We start from the raw sequence: 20,449 nt of genomic DNA on the forward strand, positions 1-20,449 counted from the left end.
GTGGTTTGTGTGGTTTGTGTGGTTTGTGTGGTTTGTGTGGTTTGTGTGGTTTGTGTGGCTAGCGTTGTTCGTATGCCAGTTCCATAGTGTTGTGTGATTGCGATATTGCTCCTGGTGTCGATGGTCTACATGCTGGTGATACAGTTGCTGATGTTAGGCTTGGTTTCGCGGTTAATGTTGGTGTTAACGATTAGTGGTGGTGTACTGTGACCGTCCTGCCTGTGTAGTGTTGGTGTTACGACAATGCTTCTCCGATTACCCTTCCTCATTCTCCTGACGACGCAGCCGTTTTAGCTGATCCACGGCACTGTCCAACGCTTTTTTGCGCTGTTTCATGGAGCGTAGATGTTGCTGCTCCACCTCTTCAAAATGGGTATGATCCAGCTTCATCCAGTCCAGCACCTGGTTCAGAGGCGGTTTTACGTCGAGCTGTATTTTCTGGTGTTTGCGTGCTACACAACATAGATATTTATGATGGACTTCCAGTTTCAATACTTCAAAATACGGTAATAAACACATCGCCAGATTACTCGCATAGAACGTCTGTTTATGATCATAGAATGGATGATAGCCATAAGGAACAGTCACGATGAGTGTGCCTTCCTCCCCGAGCAGTCGATGGATCTGCAACAGCAGTGTCTCAGGATGCGCAAAATGTTCCAGCACTTCCCCTAGCAGGACAGTGTCAAACGTGGTTCTCGCCTTCCATTGCGTGATGTCCAGCATGCGAAAATCGACATGGTTGCGGACGGGCTTGGATTCTTTAGCCAATTCCTCTTGCGCATAGCGGATACTTTCTTCCTCCAAATCCACGCCTGTCACCCGAAAGCCTTCACGCCCCAGCAAAATAGACGTAATTCCCTGGCTGCATCCCACATCCAAAATACGTTTGCCTGTGGTTTCCCGGCACATCCAGTGCACCCTAGTCCTCGTCGCTTCATGAGAATCTTCGGAATTAATCTCTCCGTAATAACGTTCGTTCACCCGGTCATGATTCGCCATAGCCATCTCCCGTTTTCCCGTGCACATTTTTCATATCTTGATCCGCCCAGGCATCGTCTTGGATTCCATGCGATTCACCGTTCTCTTTCTCTGCACCTTCACCCGAGGGAACGCTCTCGCGTTTCGTACCCGGATATCTTTCATTTTGTCCTTTTACATCTGCCCCTGCTGAATCTTTCTCTCTCGTGGTCTGGCCGCTGTTACTATGACCTTTCGATCCTGACGCTTCATGCTCTGTATCTTGAAATTCCTCTTTCTCCATTCCCTGTTCCTCATGCTCTACATGTTCTGTTTCCGCAAGTTCAGCATCTTCCACAACTTCTTCATATTTCTCATGTTCCTCATGGCCTGCATGTTTTAGATATTCTGATTGGACACCCTTTTCCCTTTCAGCACCCTGACCCTTCTCCTGTTCCAAGCCGAGTGTTCTCCCATGGTCATGCCGCTCAGGCTGACCGAGCACAACGATATTGTTTCCGCGGCATCCGGCCGTGGCGTTACGTGTATCAAAAATCAGCGGTGCATGATCCGCCATCTCCTGATAATCAAACGAAGAATGGTCTGTCGTGATAATAACCAGATCGGCCCATGTCCACAATTCGGGCGTAGCTTGCCGGGACTGGAGCATGGAACCATCATCTTGACGGAATACGGGCACCATCGGATCGGTGAAAACAACGTCGGCACCCGCTGCGCTCAGTAGCCGAAAGACGTCGAGCGCAGGGGATTCGCGCAGGTCGTCAATGTCTTTTTTGTACGCCATACCCGCCAGTACAACGCGGGCGCCGCGAATAGAATGGCCACGTTGTTCCAGCAGGGCTGTTGCACGCTGAACTACGTGCTCTGGCATCTGCCGGTTCGTCGCATCTGCGAGCTCAATGAACCGCAACTCCGATCCCTGGCGATTGGCTGCCCAAGATAAATAGATCGGATCAATCGGAATGCAGTGCCCGCCAATACCCGGTCCAGGATAAAACGGCATGTAGCCAAACGGCTTCGTTGCCGCTGCCTGTAACACTTCCCAGATATCCACGCCCATCTGCTCACAAGCCGGGGTTAACTCATTAACCAGCGCAATGTTTACGCTGCGAAACGTATTCTCGAACAGTTTCGCTGTCTCGGCAACGGTTGTCGAGCTAACAGGCACGACTTCGTTCAGAAACGAGCCATAGAATTGTGTTCCATAACTCAGACAGGCGGGAGTCGAACCGCCGATGATTTTCGGAGTGTTTTTCACACCATAATGCACGCTGCCCGGATCAACTCGCTCCGGCGAATAACAGACATAGAAATGTTCACCTGCTGTCCAGCCGCGCGCTGCTTCTATGGGCTGTTTCACATGCTCTTCCGTCGTGCCTGGATACGTCGTGCTCTCCAGAATGACAAGGCTGCCCTGCTGAAGATAGGGGGTCATGCCCCCCACGGCTGATGAAATATAGGATATATCCGGCTGATGTTTATCCGTTAACGGAGTCGGTACACAGATGACAATGACATCCGCACCTGCAACTGCTGCATAATCCGTGCCTGCCGTTAACAAATTCGCCTCCAGCAGCGTTTGAAGCATCTCATCTTCAATGCCGATAATATACGAATGGCCTGCACGGAGCTTTGCCACTTTGCCTGCATCGATATCAATGCCGTGCACCTGGTAACCGGACTGTGCCATCTCAACGGCCATCGGCAGTCCCACGTAACCAAGACCGATGACAACAGCCTTCAGGGAGCGGTCATGAATGCATTGAAGCGTGGTCTGCTGTGGCTTCGGGTAGAGTTGCTTCAATCGTTGCTGTTTCCGGCCACGGTGCTCTCCTGGAGTCTGTGCCTGCTTCTCCTTTTCATCTTGACGTTTCTCTTCGGGATTCAGGCTGTTCTCACTCATCTCTTCCACCTCCAAACGTTCCGCCTCCCTTCCGTTAGTCGATATATCCTCCTGCACGCAAAAACGTAGCTATCGCCGGTTTGTTCATCATTTCACTGTCAGAGCGATACTGATCAAACTTCACACGTGGCAGATGATCATAATGTTTCGTAAGACCTTGATCGGCATGCTCCGGCAAAATGACATAATACTGCGCATCGTACTGGCGAGTACGCGGTGCTTCAAATGGCGAGATCAGCACTTCGTGCAGCTTCTCCCCCGGACGGATGCCTGTCACTTTGTAATCGCCTGACGGGCGACCTGCCTGTTCGAGCATGACAGATGCCAGTTCGGTCATGTTGCAAGCTTTCATTTTCATGACGAATGTTTCTCCACCTACCGCCGCTTCCGCTGCTTTGAGTAATAGATGAATAGCCTCGGTACGGGTCAGGAAAAAGCGAGTCATGCCTTCGTCCGTAATGGTCAGGCTTTTGCCTTCATCAATCTGTCTCCGGAACAAAGGTACAACACTGCCGCTTGTGCCCAGTACGTTGCCGCCGCGGATACATACAAACCGGGTCTTCTCGCTCAGCCAGTTGGCACGAATCATCATTTTTTCGCCCAGTGCCTTGGTCATGCCATATACGTTAATCGGATCGACTGCCTTGTCGGTGGATACGTCAATGACTTTCGGAATCCCCATACGGATGGCCGCCCGAATAATATTCTGTGTCCCAATCACATTTGTTTTAAATGCTTCATCCGGCTGATCCTCACAGACCGGAACATGCTTGAGCGCGGCCAGATGGAAGAGCACATCTACGCCTTGGCACGCTTCCTCCACTGCCCGGTAATCTCGAATATCTCCAATGATAAAACGCAGACGCGGATCATGATTGAACTCCCGCTGCATCGCGATCTGGGCATACTCGTTCCGAGATAGCAGTCGAATCTCCGCCGGGTTCTGCGCAAGCAGTACCTCCGTTAGCTTCTGACCCCAGGAGCCAGTTCCTCCGGTGACCAGAATCGTTTGTCCTTGAATCATGGATGAATCCCTCCTGTTCAGATCATGAATTCACGTAAAACCTGCGCCATCTCCTCGCGGCTTAAGCGGTCTTTAGGCGGTACTTTTTTGACGGACGTATTGCTGGAATGAACGATATTGACGTAGTTCCGCGGTGCAAGCAGTTCATGTGGCAAGTCGATCACATTCCCATGCGTGCCTCGGCCCGGAAGCTTCACACGATATCCGGCGGCATATTCTGCTGTCTTGTACAGATAGACATAAAATTGCGGGGAGCGGTGGAATGCCGGAGCCATCTCGTTGTTCACACTGTCCCACAGATAACCATTCTGATTAATCAACGCCATCGTTTCTGGCTGAGGCTGCACATCATAGAGCTGCTGCACAAATGTTTTGTGATACAGATCGTCCGAATCCAGACGGGCAATATAGATGTTTTCTACGTCTTTGGCGAACTCCAGAATCGCACGTACACTCTCGATGTGGGTTCCAAAACGAATATTCGAAGGCAGCGGCTCCTGGCTCGCCAAAATCTCCTGCATCAGCTCCCCGGATTCTTTGGAAAGCTTCACCACTGTCAAGAAATCTTGATTCGTCTGAGCCTTGAGACAATGCAATGTAAATGTGCGAAAAATGTTCATACGGCGCTCCAGCCATTCGCGGGTCAGCCGCTGCGGATCTAACCCGTAGTTATTGAAGTTAATCTCAATCACAACTTTCCTGGACATACCCTTCCTCCTCATCACGCTGTAAGCCTATATGGCGAGTACAGACGTTTTCATAGTTTTTTTTAGAATGAAATCTCGTATCTACGAAACTCGTTCCTCGCGCTGATCGCTTACACTTCAATTCTCTTAAATGCCAGCACTGTATAAAGTATGAACTCCTGAACATTCCGGCACCGACATATGTACTGATTTTCTTATAAATAGATTGATATACACCCCAAGTTATCTATTGGAGGTCGAACGCACAGATCACGGTTTCTCTCGCGACATAGAATAGAGGAGCTTGATTTTCAAAGGGGGCAGGCATTCGGAATGAATTCTACTTATCTAGAAATGCAAGACGTGCTGGATCAGCTTGAAGCAGCTTTGCAAGAGAAGCGTCCATTCTCACTGGTGCGTGTGGGGGATGGTGAAAATATCGTGATGTCGCAAGAATCCGTATGGCCTATGGAGCAGGTGCTTCAAGAGCGCTGGGCAATTAAAGCTAATCTCGGACAAAAGGGGCTGCGGCTTCCCAACCTGAAGATGCGGGACGAAGTCGCTGCTTCGTTGAAAAGAGCCACTATTGTGGGTGTCCTTCCGCGTGGAGACAGCACCATCAAGGCTCCGGATTACCTTAAGCGGCCGCTGACCGATATGATCTTTGCTCACTACGGCATCGCGCCTGCGTTGACCTGTCATGCTTGTGTGAATCGTGAACTTGTGCAAGTACCTCGGTTTTGGCAGATGCTTGCCGGCAAACGTGTGTTGCTTGTAACGCGTGAACTGGATGAGTTAGAGGCCGCACTCGTTAAGGAGCCTTATTATCTCGACATCGTAAGTACACTGGCTTTTGACAACTATGATCAGATGGATGAGACCTTGCAATGGATTCAAACGCATCAGGATGACTTTGATGTTGCACTGTTCTCTTGCGGGGTTAACGCCGTCATTCTTGCAGAACGAACAGCAGCACTGGCAGGTAAAGTCGCCATTGATTTTGGCAAAGCCAACAACATGATTTTGAAAGGACGCGCCAACTAAGTTGCATCTACAGTATTCAGTTTTTCTCTATGCCCATGATCGATAGCGCTGCTTGTATCTCTACTTCTCCCTTTCCTTCTATATCAAAACCTTTCTAATCTCTCTCTTATAAATCAATGCTCTTACACTTCTGCTTCATCTCAAAACCAAAATCCCCGCCTACCGAGGCGGGGATTTTGAATTATATCTTGATTGGAATGATCTTGATTGCCATGTAGCTGAAACAGGTACAACAAACGTTACTATAAGATGGTCTCTCTAAAGTCTTTCAAAGCTCCTTTAGTTGGTCGCGGCAATACCGTAGAACATCTCCGGCCCGGTTCGCACAGCTGTGGATACACCGGAGATGAATGACGTATATACATTTTCCAGCGCTGGTGGTGCAGCCAGATCCTGAGCTGTGAACGAATGGAACTCGGCACCGCCATTTTGCCCGACCGTTCCTTCTGCTCGATAGATGATGAAGAACGGATCGTACACAAAACCACGCACTATCTCTACAACAAACGTGTCGCCCAGTTCTCCTGTAACACCCACTGTACCATTCAAGGTAATGATAGGATTAATGACCCCCTGGGTTTGAAGACCGATAGCGCCGAAAGGTTCAGGGGATTCGGACAAAGGTAATCCCGGTGCCCCTACGTATCCCGAGTTCTCCGAGGTTCTCATATCGAGAAACACGCCCATGAAGTAACACCTCCAATGCTATGGGATAACATATTCTATGAAACTGATAACTCTTCGGATTGGATGGTTAGCAGATTTGATGAACCTATTTTTAATTCCGCGCGGTTAATGGTATATTGAACAGCATAACGAAATGAACGGATCGTATGCACACAAAGGGTACAAGCTGTTCAGAAGGAGATTGTCATTCATGAATAAACGCAAACGTTCAACCGGCGGTATATCTGCCAAAGGAAAATCATACGGAGGCTCTTCCAAGCCGCGTCCCGGCCGTTTCAACACTTCATCATCCAAACCGAATTCTCCTCGTTCGGGAGAGGATACGAGTAAGGTTTCAGCTTCCCATTCGTCCGTGGCGCCTGCAAAAAACGGTGGCAAAGGAAGCAAACCGGCCAAACCGGCCAAACCGGCTACGGCATCCAAGCGTCCAGGCAATGCACATTATCGCAAGTCCGAACCGCCACGTCAGTACAAGGTAACCGAGCCGGATGAACTGCTGAATTTCCTGCTGAAGCATATAAAGTCAGGACGTAATGCGGTGAAGTCCATTTTGGGACGTGGACAAGTATCGATAGATGAGAAAGTTGTAACGAAGTTTAACGAACCTCTGCTACCCGGACAGATCGTATCCATCAGCAAAGAAGGGGCTGTAGCCGCTCCTTCTCTGACAGGTATTAACATTTTGCATGAAGACGACGACATCATTGTGATTCGCAAGGAAGCCGGACTCCTATCGATCGCGGCTGACAAAAGTGACGATCTGACCGCTTATCGCCAGCTGATGTCACATGTGCGTCGTACCAACGAACTGAACCGGATTTTCATCGTGCATCGTCTGGATCGGGACACCTCGGGTGTGATGATGTTTGCCAAAAGTGAAGAGGTTCAGCAGCAGTTGCAAAACAACTGGAAAGAAAACGTACAAGACCGTGTTTATGTCGCACTGGTTGAAGGCGCGGTAGCTCAAGAAGAAGGCACCATCTCCTCTTGGCTCAAGGAAACTAAAACACTCAAGATGTACTCCAGTTCCCGTCCAAACGACGGGCAACATGCGGTTACGCATTATAAACGGCTGAAGTCGAACCGTGAGTTCTCCCTGCTGGAGGTTCGTCTGGAAACGGGTCGTAAAAATCAGATTCGTGTGCATATGGAAGACCTGGGACATCCGATTGCCGGGGATCGTAAATACGGCGCACGTACAAGAGATCTCGGACGTCTGGGACTCCATGCACGAGTATTGTCGTTTATTCATCCAACGACAGGCAAACTGATGACATTCGAAACGGATATTCCGAAGCCATTCCTGTATCCGTTCCGCGGAGAAGCTACACCTGCACAATAACGTGCTCATACGAAGACGGACAACCGACTAAGATGCCGTTCCTCACGGACTCATTGTCCGTCTGAAAGGAGGTTAACACGTTTGCAAAACCTGTTTATTACCGGTTACCGTGCACATGAACTGCAAATTTTCGGTCAGAAGCATGAGGGCATACCCTACATTAAAAAAGCCATCGCCTCCCGCCTTACTCCGCTTGTGGAAGATGGCTTGGAATGGGTGCTAACTCCTGGTCAATACGGTGTCGATCTGTGGGCCTGCGAGGTTGTGCTTGAACTGAAACAGAGCTATCCACATCTGAAGCTATCGATTATCACTGCTTTTCAGAACCCGGAGGAACAATGGAAAGAAGACAAGCAGGAGTATTACCGTTCCATTCTGTCTGGAGTGGACTACTATGGTGCAATTAGCAAACAGCCATATATCGGGCCATGGCAATTCACCGCACGGGACGATCTGCTGCTGCGCAAAAGCGATGGCCTGCTGCTTGTCTATGACGAAGATGCCGGCGAAGGTAGCCCACGTTTTGTAAAAGAAAAGGCAATCAAAAAACAACAAAACGAGCATTATCCCATCATTACGGTCACTTCCGAGGATATTCAATCTGTCGCGGAGGAAGAACGCATGAATGATTTTGCTTATGATGGGGATATCCCCTTCTAACTTTGGATGCTGTACGGCAAATTGCTGTGCAGTATTTTTTTCTGACTGGACTCCGTTTTTATTGGACTCTTAAGCTGAACTCAAGGAGTACGTCCGCTCGCCACAAATGGGAAACTCATGTTTTTTTTCGGGCAAGGTTGGGTATAAGTAGTATTAAAACTGCGATTTTTATGTCGTATGGGACAAAGGGGAACTGCAACCATGACTTTAACGCCAGAGCAGCGCATCCAGCTGCACGGGTTCAATAACCTGACCAAGTCACTCAGTTTCAATATGTACGATATCTGTTACACCAAGACCAAAGAAGAACGTGAAGCTTACATTGAATATATCGATGAACAATATAACGCAGACCGACTGACTCATATTTTGAAAAATGTATCGGACATCATCGGCGCACACGTCCTGAATGTCGCACAGCAGGATTATGTGCCGCAGGGCGCAAGTGTAACCATGCTGGTATCGGAAGGCCCGATCGTTGAGATTCCAGAAGAATCCTTCGATGAATCGCCTGGTCCCCTGCCCGATAATGTCGTCATGCAGCTGGATAAAAGTCACATTACAGTGCACACTTATCCCGAATTCCACCCCAGCGAGGGCATCAGCACTTTCCGTGCAGATATCGATGTGTCGACCTGTGGTGAGATTTCACCGCTGAAAGCATTGAATTACCTGATTCATTCGTTTGATACAGACATTATGATTATGGATTATCGCGTGCGTGGTTTTACAAGGGATACGAGCGGGCGCAAGCTGTTTATTGACCATGAGATCAGTTCGATCCAGAACTACATTCCGGACGAGATCAAAAGCGGCTTCGATATGATTGACGTGAACGTCTATCAGGAGAACATTTTCCACACCAAATGTAAGCTGAAAGAATTCGATCTGGATAATTATCTGTTCGGGTACACCAAGGACAAGCTCAGCAAAGCGGAACAACAGGAGATTACCGAGTGGCTGAAACTGGAGATGGATGAGATTTATTACGGCAAAAATATAGACCGTTCTTCCTGATTGGACAGACCAGTCAGGAGTGATGTCATCATGAATAAAGACAAGTGATTCTGATCCGGCTGACTTCCTTCACAGAAGCACATATTTGGGTCATATACTTGTCTTTATTGTTGTTTATTCTGGCTGTGACTGTGAGCTTACCAGCCATATGTTATTTTGAACAGATTGACAGTGTGCGCGCGAATTTCTTAAAATAGAGGGAACTGCACTCGGATGCGGTAAAGGAGGAACAGGGTATGATTGAAACGAATACGACCAAGCGTAATGAATCCCTTTTGCAAGCCTTAAACGCCCGACATGCAGCCATAACCAACAACATTGCTAATGCCGATACGCCCAATTACAAAAAGACCACCGTTGAGTTTCAAGATGAGCTTAGACGTATCATCGAGAACGGTAAAACCGGACAACTCCGGATGCAACGCACACATGAGAAGCATTTTCCCGTCAGCAATCCGAATGCCTCCATCGTGCAGTACCGAGTGATGCAGAACAACGAAACAGCCATGAACAATAACAACAACAATGTAGATATTGACCGGGAGATGGCTATGCTTTCCGAGAATCAACTCATGTATAACTACATGGCTGATCGAGTCAGCGGACATTACAAAAAAATGAAAAATTTATTGAATGATTTAAAATAAAATCTTACACCAGCAGCCCTCGTGGCTGTTTTTTTGTGTATGAGGTAGAAATGCCGATGATGAAAGCTAGAATGACAGGTAATAAAACATAAGAGAATATAAGTAATATGCCTGTTCCTGGCGAAGGTTTGTCCCCCGATTCTGTAATAGGAATTGTATAATTATTAATGAGAATAAGAACAATATAGAACGGAATCCATGAGACCGTTGGAATATATTTAAACTTTTCATTATATAACATTCTCTTCGTTATAAAATAGAACAACACCACAAATGAAACCAACAGCAAAATACTAATAATACTTATTAAAAGTGACATTGTGTTGTTTGACCAACCCGTTAATCTTGTGATCCGGTAATAGTTTAGTTGTGGTAGATAGAATACATATAGAAAAATAGCACTTGGAATACTACATAATATTATTTTATGGAACCGATTCATAGTTTCACTCCCACATTATCCCTTTGTATATAATATAAAACAATTTCTCGATCAGCTCTAGTACTTTCAAGTGTAGCGTCTGCAAGCGTTGATCCGAGTTCTCCGCCGACCAATCCACACTGGAAGTTCGGTATTTATTAGGGCTGTAGTATAATGGGATAAGCGAAGAACGTTAGATTATATAAAAAGAGGTGCAACATGACTCGTCAATACAATGCGTTTCAAGGCTCCAAAGTCAGACTCACGGCACCCTGTCCCGAAGACAGCGTGCAAATCGCACATTTTACACAAAACTACGAATATATGCGTAACTTGGATACGGATATTGTGACGCCACAAACATCCGATGAGACCGGATCTTCTTCCGTTCGGAACGGTCAAGATTTCGAATTTGCCCTGCGCACGTTGGAAGACAATCGCTTTCTCGGATTTGTTGCCATCTATCGATTGGAATGGAATAACCGCTCTGCACAACTGGCTATCGGCATTGGTGAAGAACGAGATCGTGGCAAAGGTTATGGCAGTGACGCTCTTGCGTTGATTTTGCGATATGCATTCCATGAGTTAAACCTGAATCGAATTGCTCTTGACGTGATCGAATACAACGAAGCCGCAAGACGGGCATATCTCAAGGCCGGATTCCGCGAGGAAGGCAGGCATCGTGCTGCCGTTCTTCGAGACGGTACACAGTACGATCTGATCTCGATGAGCATTCTCGCAGCAGACTGGTCCGCCCAAACGGGATATCCCGTTTCGTTTCAGCCAGGGTCTAGTTCGGGTAGTGCAAGTGCTTTCCCTTCGGCAGGCTCTACTACGGTTGGTAGCATGGCAGTCCAGGCCACTCCCCGGATCGGCGTAGGTGCAGTGATCCTTAATGAACGAAATGAAGTGCTCCTCGTTTGGCGTAATCGTGCACCCGAACAGCACACTTGGAGTATTCCCGGCGGTAAAGTCGATGTGTACGAAACACTGGAGACGGCTGTTATCCGGGAGGTTAAAGAAGAAGTCAATCTGGATATTGTGATCAACGGTCTTCTCTGTACCGCAGAAACGATTCGCCCTGAGCGACAGGAGCATTGGATTTCCGTGCTCTACTCCACCAAGGTCGTTAGCGGAGAAGCACGCAATCTGGAAGAAGGCGGAGCTATTGGGGAGATTGGCTGGTTCCCGCTCCATGAGCTACCTTCTCCACTCGCCAGCTTTGCCGTCCCGGCATTGGAAGCAGCGAAGCAACAATATACACAGAAACATGGCATCGACATCTCACAATGAATAGCTTTACGGGAAATACATTAACGCAACGCAGCGTCCCTTTCATACTGCATGAGTCCAGACACCAGTTCGACTGGAAAGGTCAAGGTGCCCTTTCCCTGAAAACGTTCCGGTACGGAACATCATTATACGAAGCGGGTCATGGACATTTTGCAGTCGATCAGGACAGATATTTGCTTTTGAACGAAGGACAGGAATATCAGCTACATATTGATTCACCTGTTCCTGTCGAATCGTTTTGCATCTTCTTCCCTTCGGGGCTAGTGGAAGAGATTGGTCGGAATATCTCTGGAAGTAACCGCTATCTCTTGGATGAGCCTTATGCCACATCTTCCCTTGGTACACTGGACTGGATGGAACGAACATATCCTATGACCGATCAACTAGGAGCTGCTCTTGAGCGATTGCGCTCCTCCTATGCCTCTCAGGCCGTAGATGTATGGGGACTAGAGGAACAACTCTATCATCTGGGCGTGCACATGCTTGTTTTGCACCGTGAGATTCGGTTGGAAATCGATAGCTTGGATATGGTGAAATCTTCAACCCGAAACGAGATATATCGAAGAATCTATATCGCGCACGAGTACATGACAGCCTACTATAATAAACCTATCACGCTTGCGGAGACTGCCTCAGCCGCGCATCTGTCCGTAAATCATTTTCTCCGCAGTTATAAAAAGGTGTTTGGCATATCGCCACATCAATTTTTGACGGAACGCAGACTTCAGGCTGCTTGTCAGCTGTTATCCAATACGGATCTCCCTGTTACAGAAATCTGTTACAACGTCGGTTTTGAGAGCCTTGGCTCGTTCAGCTCCCTTTTCTCCAAACGATTTAAACACTCCCCTGCACAGCATCGGATAAAAAGGTGATTTTCGAGAAGCACTGTCCGTGTGAACGATCTATCATGGAGTTAGTTACGAACGAGCTTACGTCACACTCCCTGTGTGGATAGAAACGAAAGAGGAGGTTTTCACAGATGAAAGACACAGATCAGAGTCCAAAGCAGCTAGAGTCATTGGAACAGCTATTTGAAGCGGCACAGCAGAATGATGTGGAAAAAATAAAGTCCCTGCTAGCCGTACAACCAGAACTGGCCAACACGGAAAACAAGGATGGATTGACACCGCTGGGATATGCCGCACATTTTGGACACTCCGAGAGCGTACATGCCCTTATTGAACACGGTGCGGAAGTGAATGCGATCTCTCATTCCCTTATCTCCTTCATTCCCTGCAACACAGCCCTACACGCCGCACTGGCTGGAGAACGTTCAGTGGAAGTGATCCAGCTATTGCTGGAACATGGCGCATCCACAAGCATCCTTGACAGTGATGGACAGCAAGCCCTTCATACGGCTGCCTTTCATACCGATCAGACAGCCATTATAGACTTGTTGCTTGAATATGGAGCCGATGTCACGGCACTTAATACATCCGGCGAAATCGCACTAGATATTGCGAAGCAACGTAGTCATACCTCTGTCGCTGCTCGTCTGGAGCAAACGATGGCAAAGCTATCCTAAGCGGGATAGATATAAGCCGCTATAGCGATGTGAATCCGTACTATACTTGGGACTCATGCTACACTTGTGACTCGGTATCGTACCTAGAAGGCTATTTGAGATCATACTTGTCACCGTCAGCATCTTCCTGGAGCCGTAATGCTCGTGGGAGGGCTGACGGTTTTTGCTGTATAATGCAACGAAACTTTCTGAAGATCAACATGCACAACATTTTTTTCAAAAAAACAAGAACCGTTTGGCAACTTTCTCTGTCTAATACGAAACAACATCAGCAAAGGAGGAGCCTTGTGACCCCTACCGAACTTACGCGAGCTGCACAAAAGGGGGATGCTGCAGCGTTTGCAGCCTTAATGGAGATGCATCAGAGCCGCCTGTACCGGATCGCCTATGCGTATCTGCATAATGAGGGCGATGCACTGGAAGCGATACAGGAAGCAACCTACCGCGCATACCGCAAACTCAAAAAACTGAAAGAACCTACCTACTTCAGTACATGGCTAATCCGCATCCTTCTGAACTACTGTGCAGATGAACGCAAACGCAAAATCCGGTTCAGTCCCGTGACCGAGATCCGTGAATCCGGCCGCTGGGATCGACCCGAAGATCCAGACCTTGCCGCTGCGGTAGCTGCACTTGAACCGGAATACAAACAAATTATTATTCTGAGTTATTTCGAAGGTTTCTCGTTAACTGAAGTCGCTGACATTCTCGAAATTCCGGCAGGCACGGTCAAATCACGACTGCACCGCGCGCTTGGCAAGCTCCGGGATCAACTTGAACCGAAAGGAGAGCTCTTATCATGACCGACGAACAAAATCCGTTCGAAGCTTTGGAGACACGTCTTCAAGCACGCAAAGCCGAATACGATACGATGCCCGTACCGGATACAGCAACTTCCCGAGCTGTACAGGCCGGGATTCAACAAGCTTCCCGTAAACGAAAAACCAGATTACGCTGGCTGACCAGCTCCATCTCCGCAGCAGCCCTGATTTTATTGTTCACTGGCTGTATTCGGGTATCCCCTGCCTTTGCGTCCTTTGTCGAGCAACTGCCTGGAATGGAAGGCGTCGTCAATCTGATCCGGCAAGACAAAGGATTGATGATGGCGATTGATCAGTCCCTGTTGCAAAAAGTCGGGATCACCGACGAGCATAATGGGGGTTCCGTAACCGTGGAAGGCATTATTACTGACGACTCACGCATGGTTATTTTTTACAAGATGAAAGGCATGAAAAATACAGAACAATTCGACTATGACATCGATTTACTGGATGGAAACGGTAAAGATCTTCCTGTTGGTTTTGGCTATTCTACAATCCACTTTGACTCAGATGATCCAGTGTATGAAAACTATATTGATGTTATTTTTACCGACCAAGCCCCCCCTCCGGATGTGTTAACGGTGGTATTCAAATCGAGAGACAAAGCCAATCCAGGCGTGTGGAAGGTAACGATGCCAGTCGATAAAAATTTAACCAAGGGCATGAAAGAGGTTATCCCTGTAAACGAAACCTTAGTTGTCGATGGACAGCGTATCCAGGTAAAACAGGCCACCATGTATCCAACCCGGTTGGTACTTGACGTACAGATGGACCCAAACAACACCAAAAAAATCTTTGGTCTCAGCGATCTGCAACTCGTGGATGAGCAAGGACGTGCCTGGAGAACCGATACCTCCGTCGGGGAAGATACACGCTCCATTTATTTTGAAAGCATGTATTTCTCCAAACCTAAAAAGCTGACCTTACAAGGCTCCGGATTCTCGGGTCTTGATAAAAAGGAGCTTGATTTCAGCCTCGACCTGAAAACACGTGAGATTACGGGAGGCCCTTCCGGTCTTCAGATGCTTGGCAGCAAAGTAGAGGGCAAAAATCTTATTGTTGATTTCTCTGTTCCTGACAGCATGGAAGATAGTTTCGTACTCGGTTTCAGCAAAGTAAAAGACCGTTCAGGTAAAACTTATCAAACCCCTGGTGCAAGCTGGAGTCCGGGTTATGGTAAAGATCTGGATCACACCACGGTTTCAATCACCATCGAACATGGTGCAAAATTACAGGGTCAGCTTCAGATGAAAATTGCTACCTATCCGTCAAAAGTAAAGTCACCCTTTTCACTCGAAATCCCTGTAAATCCTTGAGGGTCAGGTCAGTTACGAAAGCGGCCGTGGAGCTCTGCACATGTCATATGTGTAATCACCTTTTCTAGGCAGATGCATATCTTGAAGTAAGAAGCATTTTATTTCGAGGAAGGGTTGTGCATCATGTCTGAATCGCCATCCACACCAACCACTCGTGTTGTATATCAGGCCAATCAACCGATGTTGCAATCCGTGCAAAATGTGCGGAACATGCTTCATCATACGGTTCGTCAGCATATCGGCAAGAAAGTGCAAGTTCAGAACATCGATGGTCAGGTCTGGGAAGGGGTCATTATTAGTGCAGACCGCGGAATTCTGTACCTTCAAGTGACACCCATGCATGGTTACCCTGAACCGCGTGCTTTGTTTGGCCCAACGATTCTACCGCTGGTGCTGTATGAATTGCTCGTCATCACCTTGTTAATGTAAGCCAAAAGGGCTTCGTCTCTTTCCTTTCGAGGATTGGGCGAAGCTTTTTTATTCCATGTCCCGGGATTGCTTATGAGCGTGTGAAATATGATACAATGGTGTCGGTGCCACGCCTTATTTCATATGAAACGGAGTTTGATCCGGTTGGAATACATACGTCATGACCCCTCTTCTCCTGTTGAATCCGAATCGGAGATGCGTAACAAAAGTCAACACCCTGTGACTGAACCGTCTGAGCAATCCCAAGTCATCGCCATCTGTCTGCTTGCTGGGAAAATCATGCTGCAAAGCGGCGGTGAAACGTACCGCGTTGAAGATACGATGAAGCGGATGGCCGCTGCATTGGGGCTGCCACATTCACATAGTTATGTGGTGCCCACGGGCATCTTTTTCTCGGTGGATGCCACGGAACCCGCGAAGCTGATTCGCATCTCGGAGCGCACCACAGACCTCGATAAAGTGTCTGAAGTGAATGCCGTCTCACGTCGCATCGGACAAGGGCAACTAACCGTTCAGGAAGCCCATGAGCTGCTGCTGGAGATCGAACGCAAGCCTTCCGGTTATTCGTATGCTGTCCAGCTAGGGGCCGCTGCCTTATCCAGTGCTTGCTTCACAATCATGTTCGGCGGAGGCTGGGGAGATTTTCTTCCGGCACTACTCTGCGGCGGAATCGGTTACGCCGCGGTCATTCTTTTTCACCGCTGGGTGCGCGTCAAATTTTTTGCCGAGCTCACAGCTTCCTTTGTCATCGGCATGCTCGCCTTTTTCCTCGTGTATGTCGGTGCAGGCTTTGAGCGGGACAAAATCATTATCGGTTCTGTCATGCCGCTCGTGCCGGGATTACTCATTACCAATGCCGTGCGCGACCTGATGGCTGGGCATCTCGTATCCGGCTTATCTAAGGGCGCCGAGGCTTTTCTTACTGCTTTTGCCATCGGCACAGGCATTGCTGTTGTATTTTCACTTTTGATGTAAGACGGAGGGTTGCAGGAAATGCTCCATTTTATAGGACAAGCTTTAACCAGCTTCATTGCTTCGGCTGCGTTTGGCATTATTTTCAATGCGCCAAGACGGATGCTGCTTCACGGCGGATTTGTCGGGATGATTGGCTGGATCATTTATATTGTGCTGGAGTATGCAGCAGATGCTGTCCCGGCCACACTGGCCGCAACGATTGCTGTTGGTGTCATCAGTCAGCTATTTTCTCGCATGTTCCGGGCACCTGTCATTATTTTTAGCGTGGCAGGTATCATTCCTCTCGTGCCGGGAGGACTGGCGTATAATGCAATGCGTAGTTTTGTGCAAAATGATTACAGTGCTGCCATGGAGATGGCCGCCAAAGCTCTTATGTTGTCGGGTGCTATCGCCGTAGGACTTGTCCTATCCGAGGTATTAAACCAGATGATTCAGAGCCTTTCCCGTTCAAACCGCATCAAGTCCACCTCCAAATGAACCTCCCAATGGCAGGTTGCCACCAAGCAAAAAAAGCCCATCGTCTGCAAGCTGGAGTTTTGACTTAGCTCCGTTCTTGTAGGCTATGGGCCTTCTCGTTTACTTGATGAACGTATTTTTTACACGTACCGACTTCAGAAAATAGGGAATAAAAATACAGCACGTCAGCAGTGAACGAATGATCAGGTTAAAAGCAGGGGTCGCATCCAGTATATGCTCTTCCCTTCCCACCTCGTTCTGAGCGATAAGAATCCAGGTAGCGATACCGATCACCAGATTGACAATGTACTGTATAATCATCAACCGTGGGAAAAGCCGCTTTCTTCGGTATAAAAGAACAAGATTCACAATAACGATAACAAACAGAATCACGCTGCTAATGAATCCAAACCATAGCAGCGGCCTTATGACTTCCGTATACAGCTGCGGGGCGATGCCCCGACTTCCTTCCCAACGTGCCGGATCCATGATCACCGCAACCTGTGAGATATCCGAAAGTAAAAATACCAGTGAAGCCCAAAGACTAATCTGAATTAAAATCAACCAGCCGCCCAAACCCGAAATACCTGGAAGTTCAGGCCGGATACCACTTTTGGACGAAACCATATCTACATCCTCATCTTGCTTACCGTATGAACGATTCATATTCATGATACCCTCCTTAGAAAAATAGAAGAGCATCTATTATAACTTAATATCTGTATGTTGTGTTATAAAAAGGAGGATATCCTCTTACAGATCGAGCACGAGTATACATTGACCTTCCCGTTTCCTTAGCCCTTTCCTTTATTGGTTGCTACGTTTCATTACCGCTCCGAACAGCTCCGCTGCTGTTCCGCTTCCGGACTTTAAGTAATGTTTCGCATCCGTATAATCGAATCCCATCCACACGACCCCCGTCCATTTCCTTGTATATCCGGCAAACCAGATATCCCGATTTGCTTGCTTGGGCACATTCGGCAATGCGGCTTGTGTCGTACCCGTTTTGCCAGCCACATGATCATCAGGCAACTGGGCACGCTTTCCTGTTCCTTGGCTCACGACAAGCTGCAGCATGTTCGTTATTTCTTGAGCCGTTCGCCTCGTGATAACTTGTTTGTTCTCTGAGCGATGGCTATAGATAATTTGTCCTCGGGCATCCGTTATTTCGTGTATAAGGTGTGCACGATTGAATCTCCCCTCATTGGCAAAAACAGCATAGGCTTGTGCAAGCTTGAGCGGCGAGACACCTTGATGCATCCCCCCAAGGGCAACGGACAGATTCATATCTTCATCCTGTAATTTAATCCCCAGTCGCTCAGCGAAACCTTTGGCCTGGCTCAACCCGATCTCGTTTAACAACCAAACCGCAGGCGCATTGATTGATTTTTGCAGCGCCTCCGACAAAGATACCGTACCTCTGTACCTTCCTCCCACATTGCCCGGCTGGTAATTTCCGTAACGCGTAGGTCGGTCAGGAAGCATACTTGATGGCTCGAATTGTCCGGACTCCAATGCTGGGCCATAGACGATGACGGGTTTAAATACGGATCCTGGTTGCCTTGCATCCTTCATAGCACGATTCATATCTCCCTTCACAGGATTTCGTCCACCCATCATTCCTTTCACTTCACCGTTATGTTGATCAAGTATTACCATACTGGCCTGTACCTGTTGAGTTTCTCGGTCATCCGGAAACCAGACATGCTCCGCGAATGTTTCCTCCATTGCCCGCTGCACACTTGCATTCAAGCCCGTTCGAATGGTCCATCCTGCGGAACGAATCTCGGCTTCACCCTTGCCGGTGAGAAGTGAGGCCTCCTGCAAGACTGCATCTAAGGCAGACGTATAGGAAGGCTTCTCCATTTGGTACGTAAGTGCCGTTGAAAGGCTCGCCATATTGGGAGGAGGCGGTTGATATTCAACAGCTACAGCCTCTTGCATCTGTTTGCTCGTAATGATTCCCTGTTCGTGCATCATGGAGAGAACGACATTACGTCGCTCTTGGGAAAGATTCTTGTTATCCACCGGATTGTAAATAGATGGCCCCTTAGGAATACCCGCGAGCGTTGCGATCTGCCAGAGTTTTAATTGTTTCAAATCTTCCACACCGAAATAACGCCATGCTGCTGCCTTGACCCCATACTGTTGCCGTCCCATGTAAATCCGGTTCAAATACATTTCCAGGATTTCGTCCTTCGAATACTTCGTTTCCATCTCGATCGCAATGGATAACTCGTTTATTTTACGGATGAAGTTCTTGTTGGCGTTCAGATACAGATTTCTAGCCAGTTGCTGTGTGATCGAACTTCCGCCCTGGCTCCAATTCATATGTAGTATATTTTCTACTATTGCCCTGCCAACACCCATGACGTCTAGACCCGCATGTCGGTAGAAACGCCGATCCTCGGTCACTAAAAAGGCCTGTTTTAGCATATCCGGCATTTCTTGCAGATCGGCATACGCCATATATCTTCCGTTTGGTGTCGTCAACCTGATGATCTCTTGTCCAGCCTCATCCAGAATGACGGTTGATGACACTTGCTGCATAACTTCCGGTTGATGGCGAATCACCATTTTTCCATACGAAAACAAATAGATGTACAGTAGCACCAGTAGAACCGCTACAATAACAGCAACATCGTACAATCGATATATGGAACGTTTCATCTTCACATTTAACATGATGGTTCCTCTGATTTAACCTTCATTTCAGAGCAATCTTTATTCGCTGTAAGCGCCGCAATCGCATTGATCTGATCACTCAATTGCCGCAGCTCACCACCGCTCAGGATTTGAATGGGTGCAGGATTCCGGCCCTTAGCAAGTTCATTAGTTCCCCGCACAAGGGCTTGCATGTCTTCGCTTATTTTCTGAGAACGAATCCAGAAAAATAAAAGAAACAAACCTCCGCCCATAAGCAACCCGATCGGTTTCTTTCCTATATGATTGATACTCCAATGTACAAGGTCGGTAAACCAGACAGCTTCATGGAACATCAAACGATAAGCTAATCTCATGATCTGGTACATAACAAAAAGAAGCACAATGCTGAGAACCGCGCTTGCTCCGCAAATATAGATGTATTTCATTCGAATGGTGTTAAATCTCGAACTCATCTTCGGTATCCTCCTCATACTTCGAACAGATTGATAGAGGTAGCATACCGAATAGTTCTTAAAGAAGCGTTGTTAACTTCTTATCAAATTCTTAATTTACATA

21 protein-coding genes and 1 pseudogene are annotated in these 20,449 nt (G+C 47.8%); 14 read left to right on the forward strand and 8 right to left on the reverse strand.

Annotated elements, in window-relative coordinates; translation table 11 throughout:
• Positions 1-255: 255 nt before the first annotated feature.
• Genes BLQ13_RS07985 through BLQ13_RS08000 form a run of 4 tightly spaced genes read right to left on the reverse strand, consistent with a single transcriptional unit; the run spans position 256 to position 4,615 of the window.
• A complete protein-coding gene (locus tag BLQ13_RS07985; protein WP_090917929.1) occupies positions 256-1,002 on the reverse strand; it encodes a class I SAM-dependent methyltransferase in 747 nt (248 codons plus the stop codon).
• Positions 989-2,884 carry a nucleotide sugar dehydrogenase gene (locus tag BLQ13_RS07990; protein ID WP_244159251.1) on the reverse strand — a complete coding sequence of 632 codons (1,896 nt, stop codon included), beginning with the start codon at positions 2,882-2,884 and terminating at the stop codon, positions 989-991. The genes BLQ13_RS07985 and BLQ13_RS07990 overlap by 14 nt, the downstream gene beginning before the upstream one ends.
• A 34-nt stretch (positions 2,885-2,918) precedes the next feature.
• Complete coding sequence (locus BLQ13_RS07995; RefSeq protein ID WP_090917931.1) at positions 2,919-3,908, reverse strand: polysaccharide biosynthesis protein; 990 nt, start codon at positions 3,906-3,908, stop codon at positions 2,919-2,921.
• 17 nt (positions 3,909-3,925) lie between these two features.
• Positions 3,926-4,615, reverse strand: coding sequence for a glycosyltransferase (locus tag BLQ13_RS08000; protein WP_090917933.1), 690 nt, complete (start codon positions 4,613-4,615; stop codon positions 3,926-3,928).
• 312 nt (positions 4,616-4,927) lie between these two features.
• On the opposite strand from BLQ13_RS08000, the gene BLQ13_RS08005 reads away from it, so the two are divergent.
• Positions 4,928-5,638, forward strand: a complete 711-nt coding sequence (locus BLQ13_RS08005) for a GT-D fold domain-containing glycosyltransferase (protein ID WP_090917936.1) — start codon at positions 4,928-4,930, stop codon at positions 5,636-5,638.
• A gap of 279 nt (positions 5,639-5,917) precedes the next feature.
• Here the strand turns inward: BLQ13_RS08005 and BLQ13_RS08010 are convergent, their stop codons facing one another.
• Positions 5,918-6,325 carry a hypothetical protein gene (locus BLQ13_RS08010; RefSeq protein ID WP_090917938.1) on the reverse strand — a complete coding sequence of 136 codons (408 nt, stop codon included), beginning with the start codon at positions 6,323-6,325 and terminating at the stop codon, positions 5,918-5,920.
• Positions 6,326-6,515: 190 nt separating this feature from the next.
• On the opposite strand from BLQ13_RS08010, the gene BLQ13_RS08015 reads away from it, so the two are divergent.
• From BLQ13_RS08015 to BLQ13_RS08080, 13 genes and pseudogenes are all read left to right on the forward strand, one after another.
• Positions 6,516-7,667 carry an RluA family pseudouridine synthase gene (locus tag BLQ13_RS08015; RefSeq protein WP_244159252.1) on the forward strand — a complete coding sequence of 384 codons (1,152 nt, stop codon included), beginning with the start codon at positions 6,516-6,518 and terminating at the stop codon, positions 7,665-7,667.
• An 81-nt stretch (positions 7,668-7,748) separates the two neighbouring features.
• Positions 7,749-8,327 (forward strand): SLOG family protein, encoded by a 579-nt coding sequence (locus BLQ13_RS08020; RefSeq protein WP_090917940.1) that lies wholly within the window; start codon positions 7,749-7,751, stop codon positions 8,325-8,327.
• 201 nt (positions 8,328-8,528) lie between these two features.
• Positions 8,529-9,344 (forward strand): adenosylmethionine decarboxylase, encoded by an 816-nt coding sequence (speD, locus tag BLQ13_RS08025; protein ID WP_090917942.1) that lies wholly within the window; start codon positions 8,529-8,531, stop codon positions 9,342-9,344.
• Between the two features lie 236 nt (positions 9,345-9,580).
• Entirely contained in the window at positions 9,581-9,991 is a 411-nt protein-coding gene (gene flgB / locus BLQ13_RS08030; protein WP_090917944.1) for a flagellar basal body rod protein FlgB, read from the forward strand.
• Between the two features lie 640 nt (positions 9,992-10,631).
• Positions 10,632-11,117 (forward strand): annotated as a pseudogene (locus tag BLQ13_RS08040) (GNAT family N-acetyltransferase); the annotation flags it as partial.
• Positions 11,118-11,258: 141 nt separating this feature from the next.
• Positions 11,259-11,705, forward strand: a complete 447-nt coding sequence (locus tag BLQ13_RS08045) for an NUDIX domain-containing protein (RefSeq protein ID WP_090918435.1) — start codon at positions 11,259-11,261, stop codon at positions 11,703-11,705.
• On the forward strand, positions 11,702-12,577 hold the full coding sequence (locus BLQ13_RS08050) for a helix-turn-helix transcriptional regulator (RefSeq protein ID WP_090917949.1): 876 nt from the start codon (positions 11,702-11,704) through the stop codon (positions 12,575-12,577). Before BLQ13_RS08045 ends, BLQ13_RS08050 begins: the two co-directional genes overlap by 4 nt.
• A gap of 107 nt (positions 12,578-12,684) precedes the next feature.
• The gene (locus tag BLQ13_RS08055; RefSeq protein WP_090917951.1) at positions 12,685-13,230 is read left to right on the forward strand and encodes an ankyrin repeat domain-containing protein; all 546 of its coding nucleotides are present in this window, start codon (positions 12,685-12,687) and stop codon (positions 13,228-13,230) included.
• A 287-nt stretch (positions 13,231-13,517) separates the two neighbouring features.
• Complete coding sequence (locus BLQ13_RS08060; protein ID WP_244159253.1) at positions 13,518-14,033, forward strand: sigma-70 family RNA polymerase sigma factor; 516 nt, start codon at positions 13,518-13,520, stop codon at positions 14,031-14,033.
• On the forward strand, positions 14,030-15,367 hold the full coding sequence (locus BLQ13_RS08065) for a DUF4179 domain-containing protein (RefSeq protein WP_090917953.1): 1,338 nt from the start codon (positions 14,030-14,032) through the stop codon (positions 15,365-15,367). The genes BLQ13_RS08060 and BLQ13_RS08065 overlap by 4 nt, the downstream gene beginning before the upstream one ends.
• Before the next feature lie 123 nt (positions 15,368-15,490).
• On the forward strand, positions 15,491-15,796 hold the full coding sequence (locus BLQ13_RS08070; protein ID WP_090917955.1) for a hypothetical protein: 306 nt from the start codon (positions 15,491-15,493) through the stop codon (positions 15,794-15,796).
• A 195-nt stretch (positions 15,797-15,991) separates the two neighbouring features.
• The gene (locus BLQ13_RS08075; RefSeq protein WP_090918438.1) at positions 15,992-16,771 is read left to right on the forward strand and encodes a threonine/serine exporter family protein; all 780 of its coding nucleotides are present in this window, start codon (positions 15,992-15,994) and stop codon (positions 16,769-16,771) included.
• Positions 16,772-16,789: 18 nt separating this feature from the next.
• On the forward strand, positions 16,790-17,248 hold the full coding sequence (locus tag BLQ13_RS08080; RefSeq protein WP_090917956.1) for a threonine/serine exporter family protein: 459 nt from the start codon (positions 16,790-16,792) through the stop codon (positions 17,246-17,248).
• Positions 17,249-17,347: 99 nt separating this feature from the next.
• Here BLQ13_RS08080 and BLQ13_RS08085 read toward each other — a convergent pair whose 3' ends face one another.
• From BLQ13_RS08085 to BLQ13_RS08095, 3 genes are all read right to left on the reverse strand, one after another.
• Positions 17,348-17,899, reverse strand: coding sequence for a DUF2569 domain-containing protein (locus BLQ13_RS08085; RefSeq protein ID WP_167375677.1), 552 nt, complete (start codon positions 17,897-17,899; stop codon positions 17,348-17,350).
• Between the two features lie 135 nt (positions 17,900-18,034).
• Positions 18,035-19,912: a transglycosylase domain-containing protein gene (locus BLQ13_RS08090; protein WP_090917960.1), complete on the reverse strand. Its 1,878-nt coding sequence runs from the start codon at positions 19,910-19,912 to the stop codon at positions 18,035-18,037.
• Positions 19,906-20,346: a hypothetical protein gene (locus tag BLQ13_RS08095; RefSeq protein WP_090917962.1), complete on the reverse strand. Its 441-nt coding sequence runs from the start codon at positions 20,344-20,346 to the stop codon at positions 19,906-19,908. Before BLQ13_RS08095 ends, BLQ13_RS08090 begins: the two co-directional genes overlap by 7 nt.
• Positions 20,347-20,449: the final 103 nt, after the last annotated feature.

The sequence above is a fragment of the Paenibacillus polysaccharolyticus genome (assembly GCF_900102085.1).
GTDB classification, from domain to species: domain Bacteria; phylum Bacillota; class Bacilli; order Paenibacillales; family Paenibacillaceae; genus Paenibacillus; species Paenibacillus polysaccharolyticus.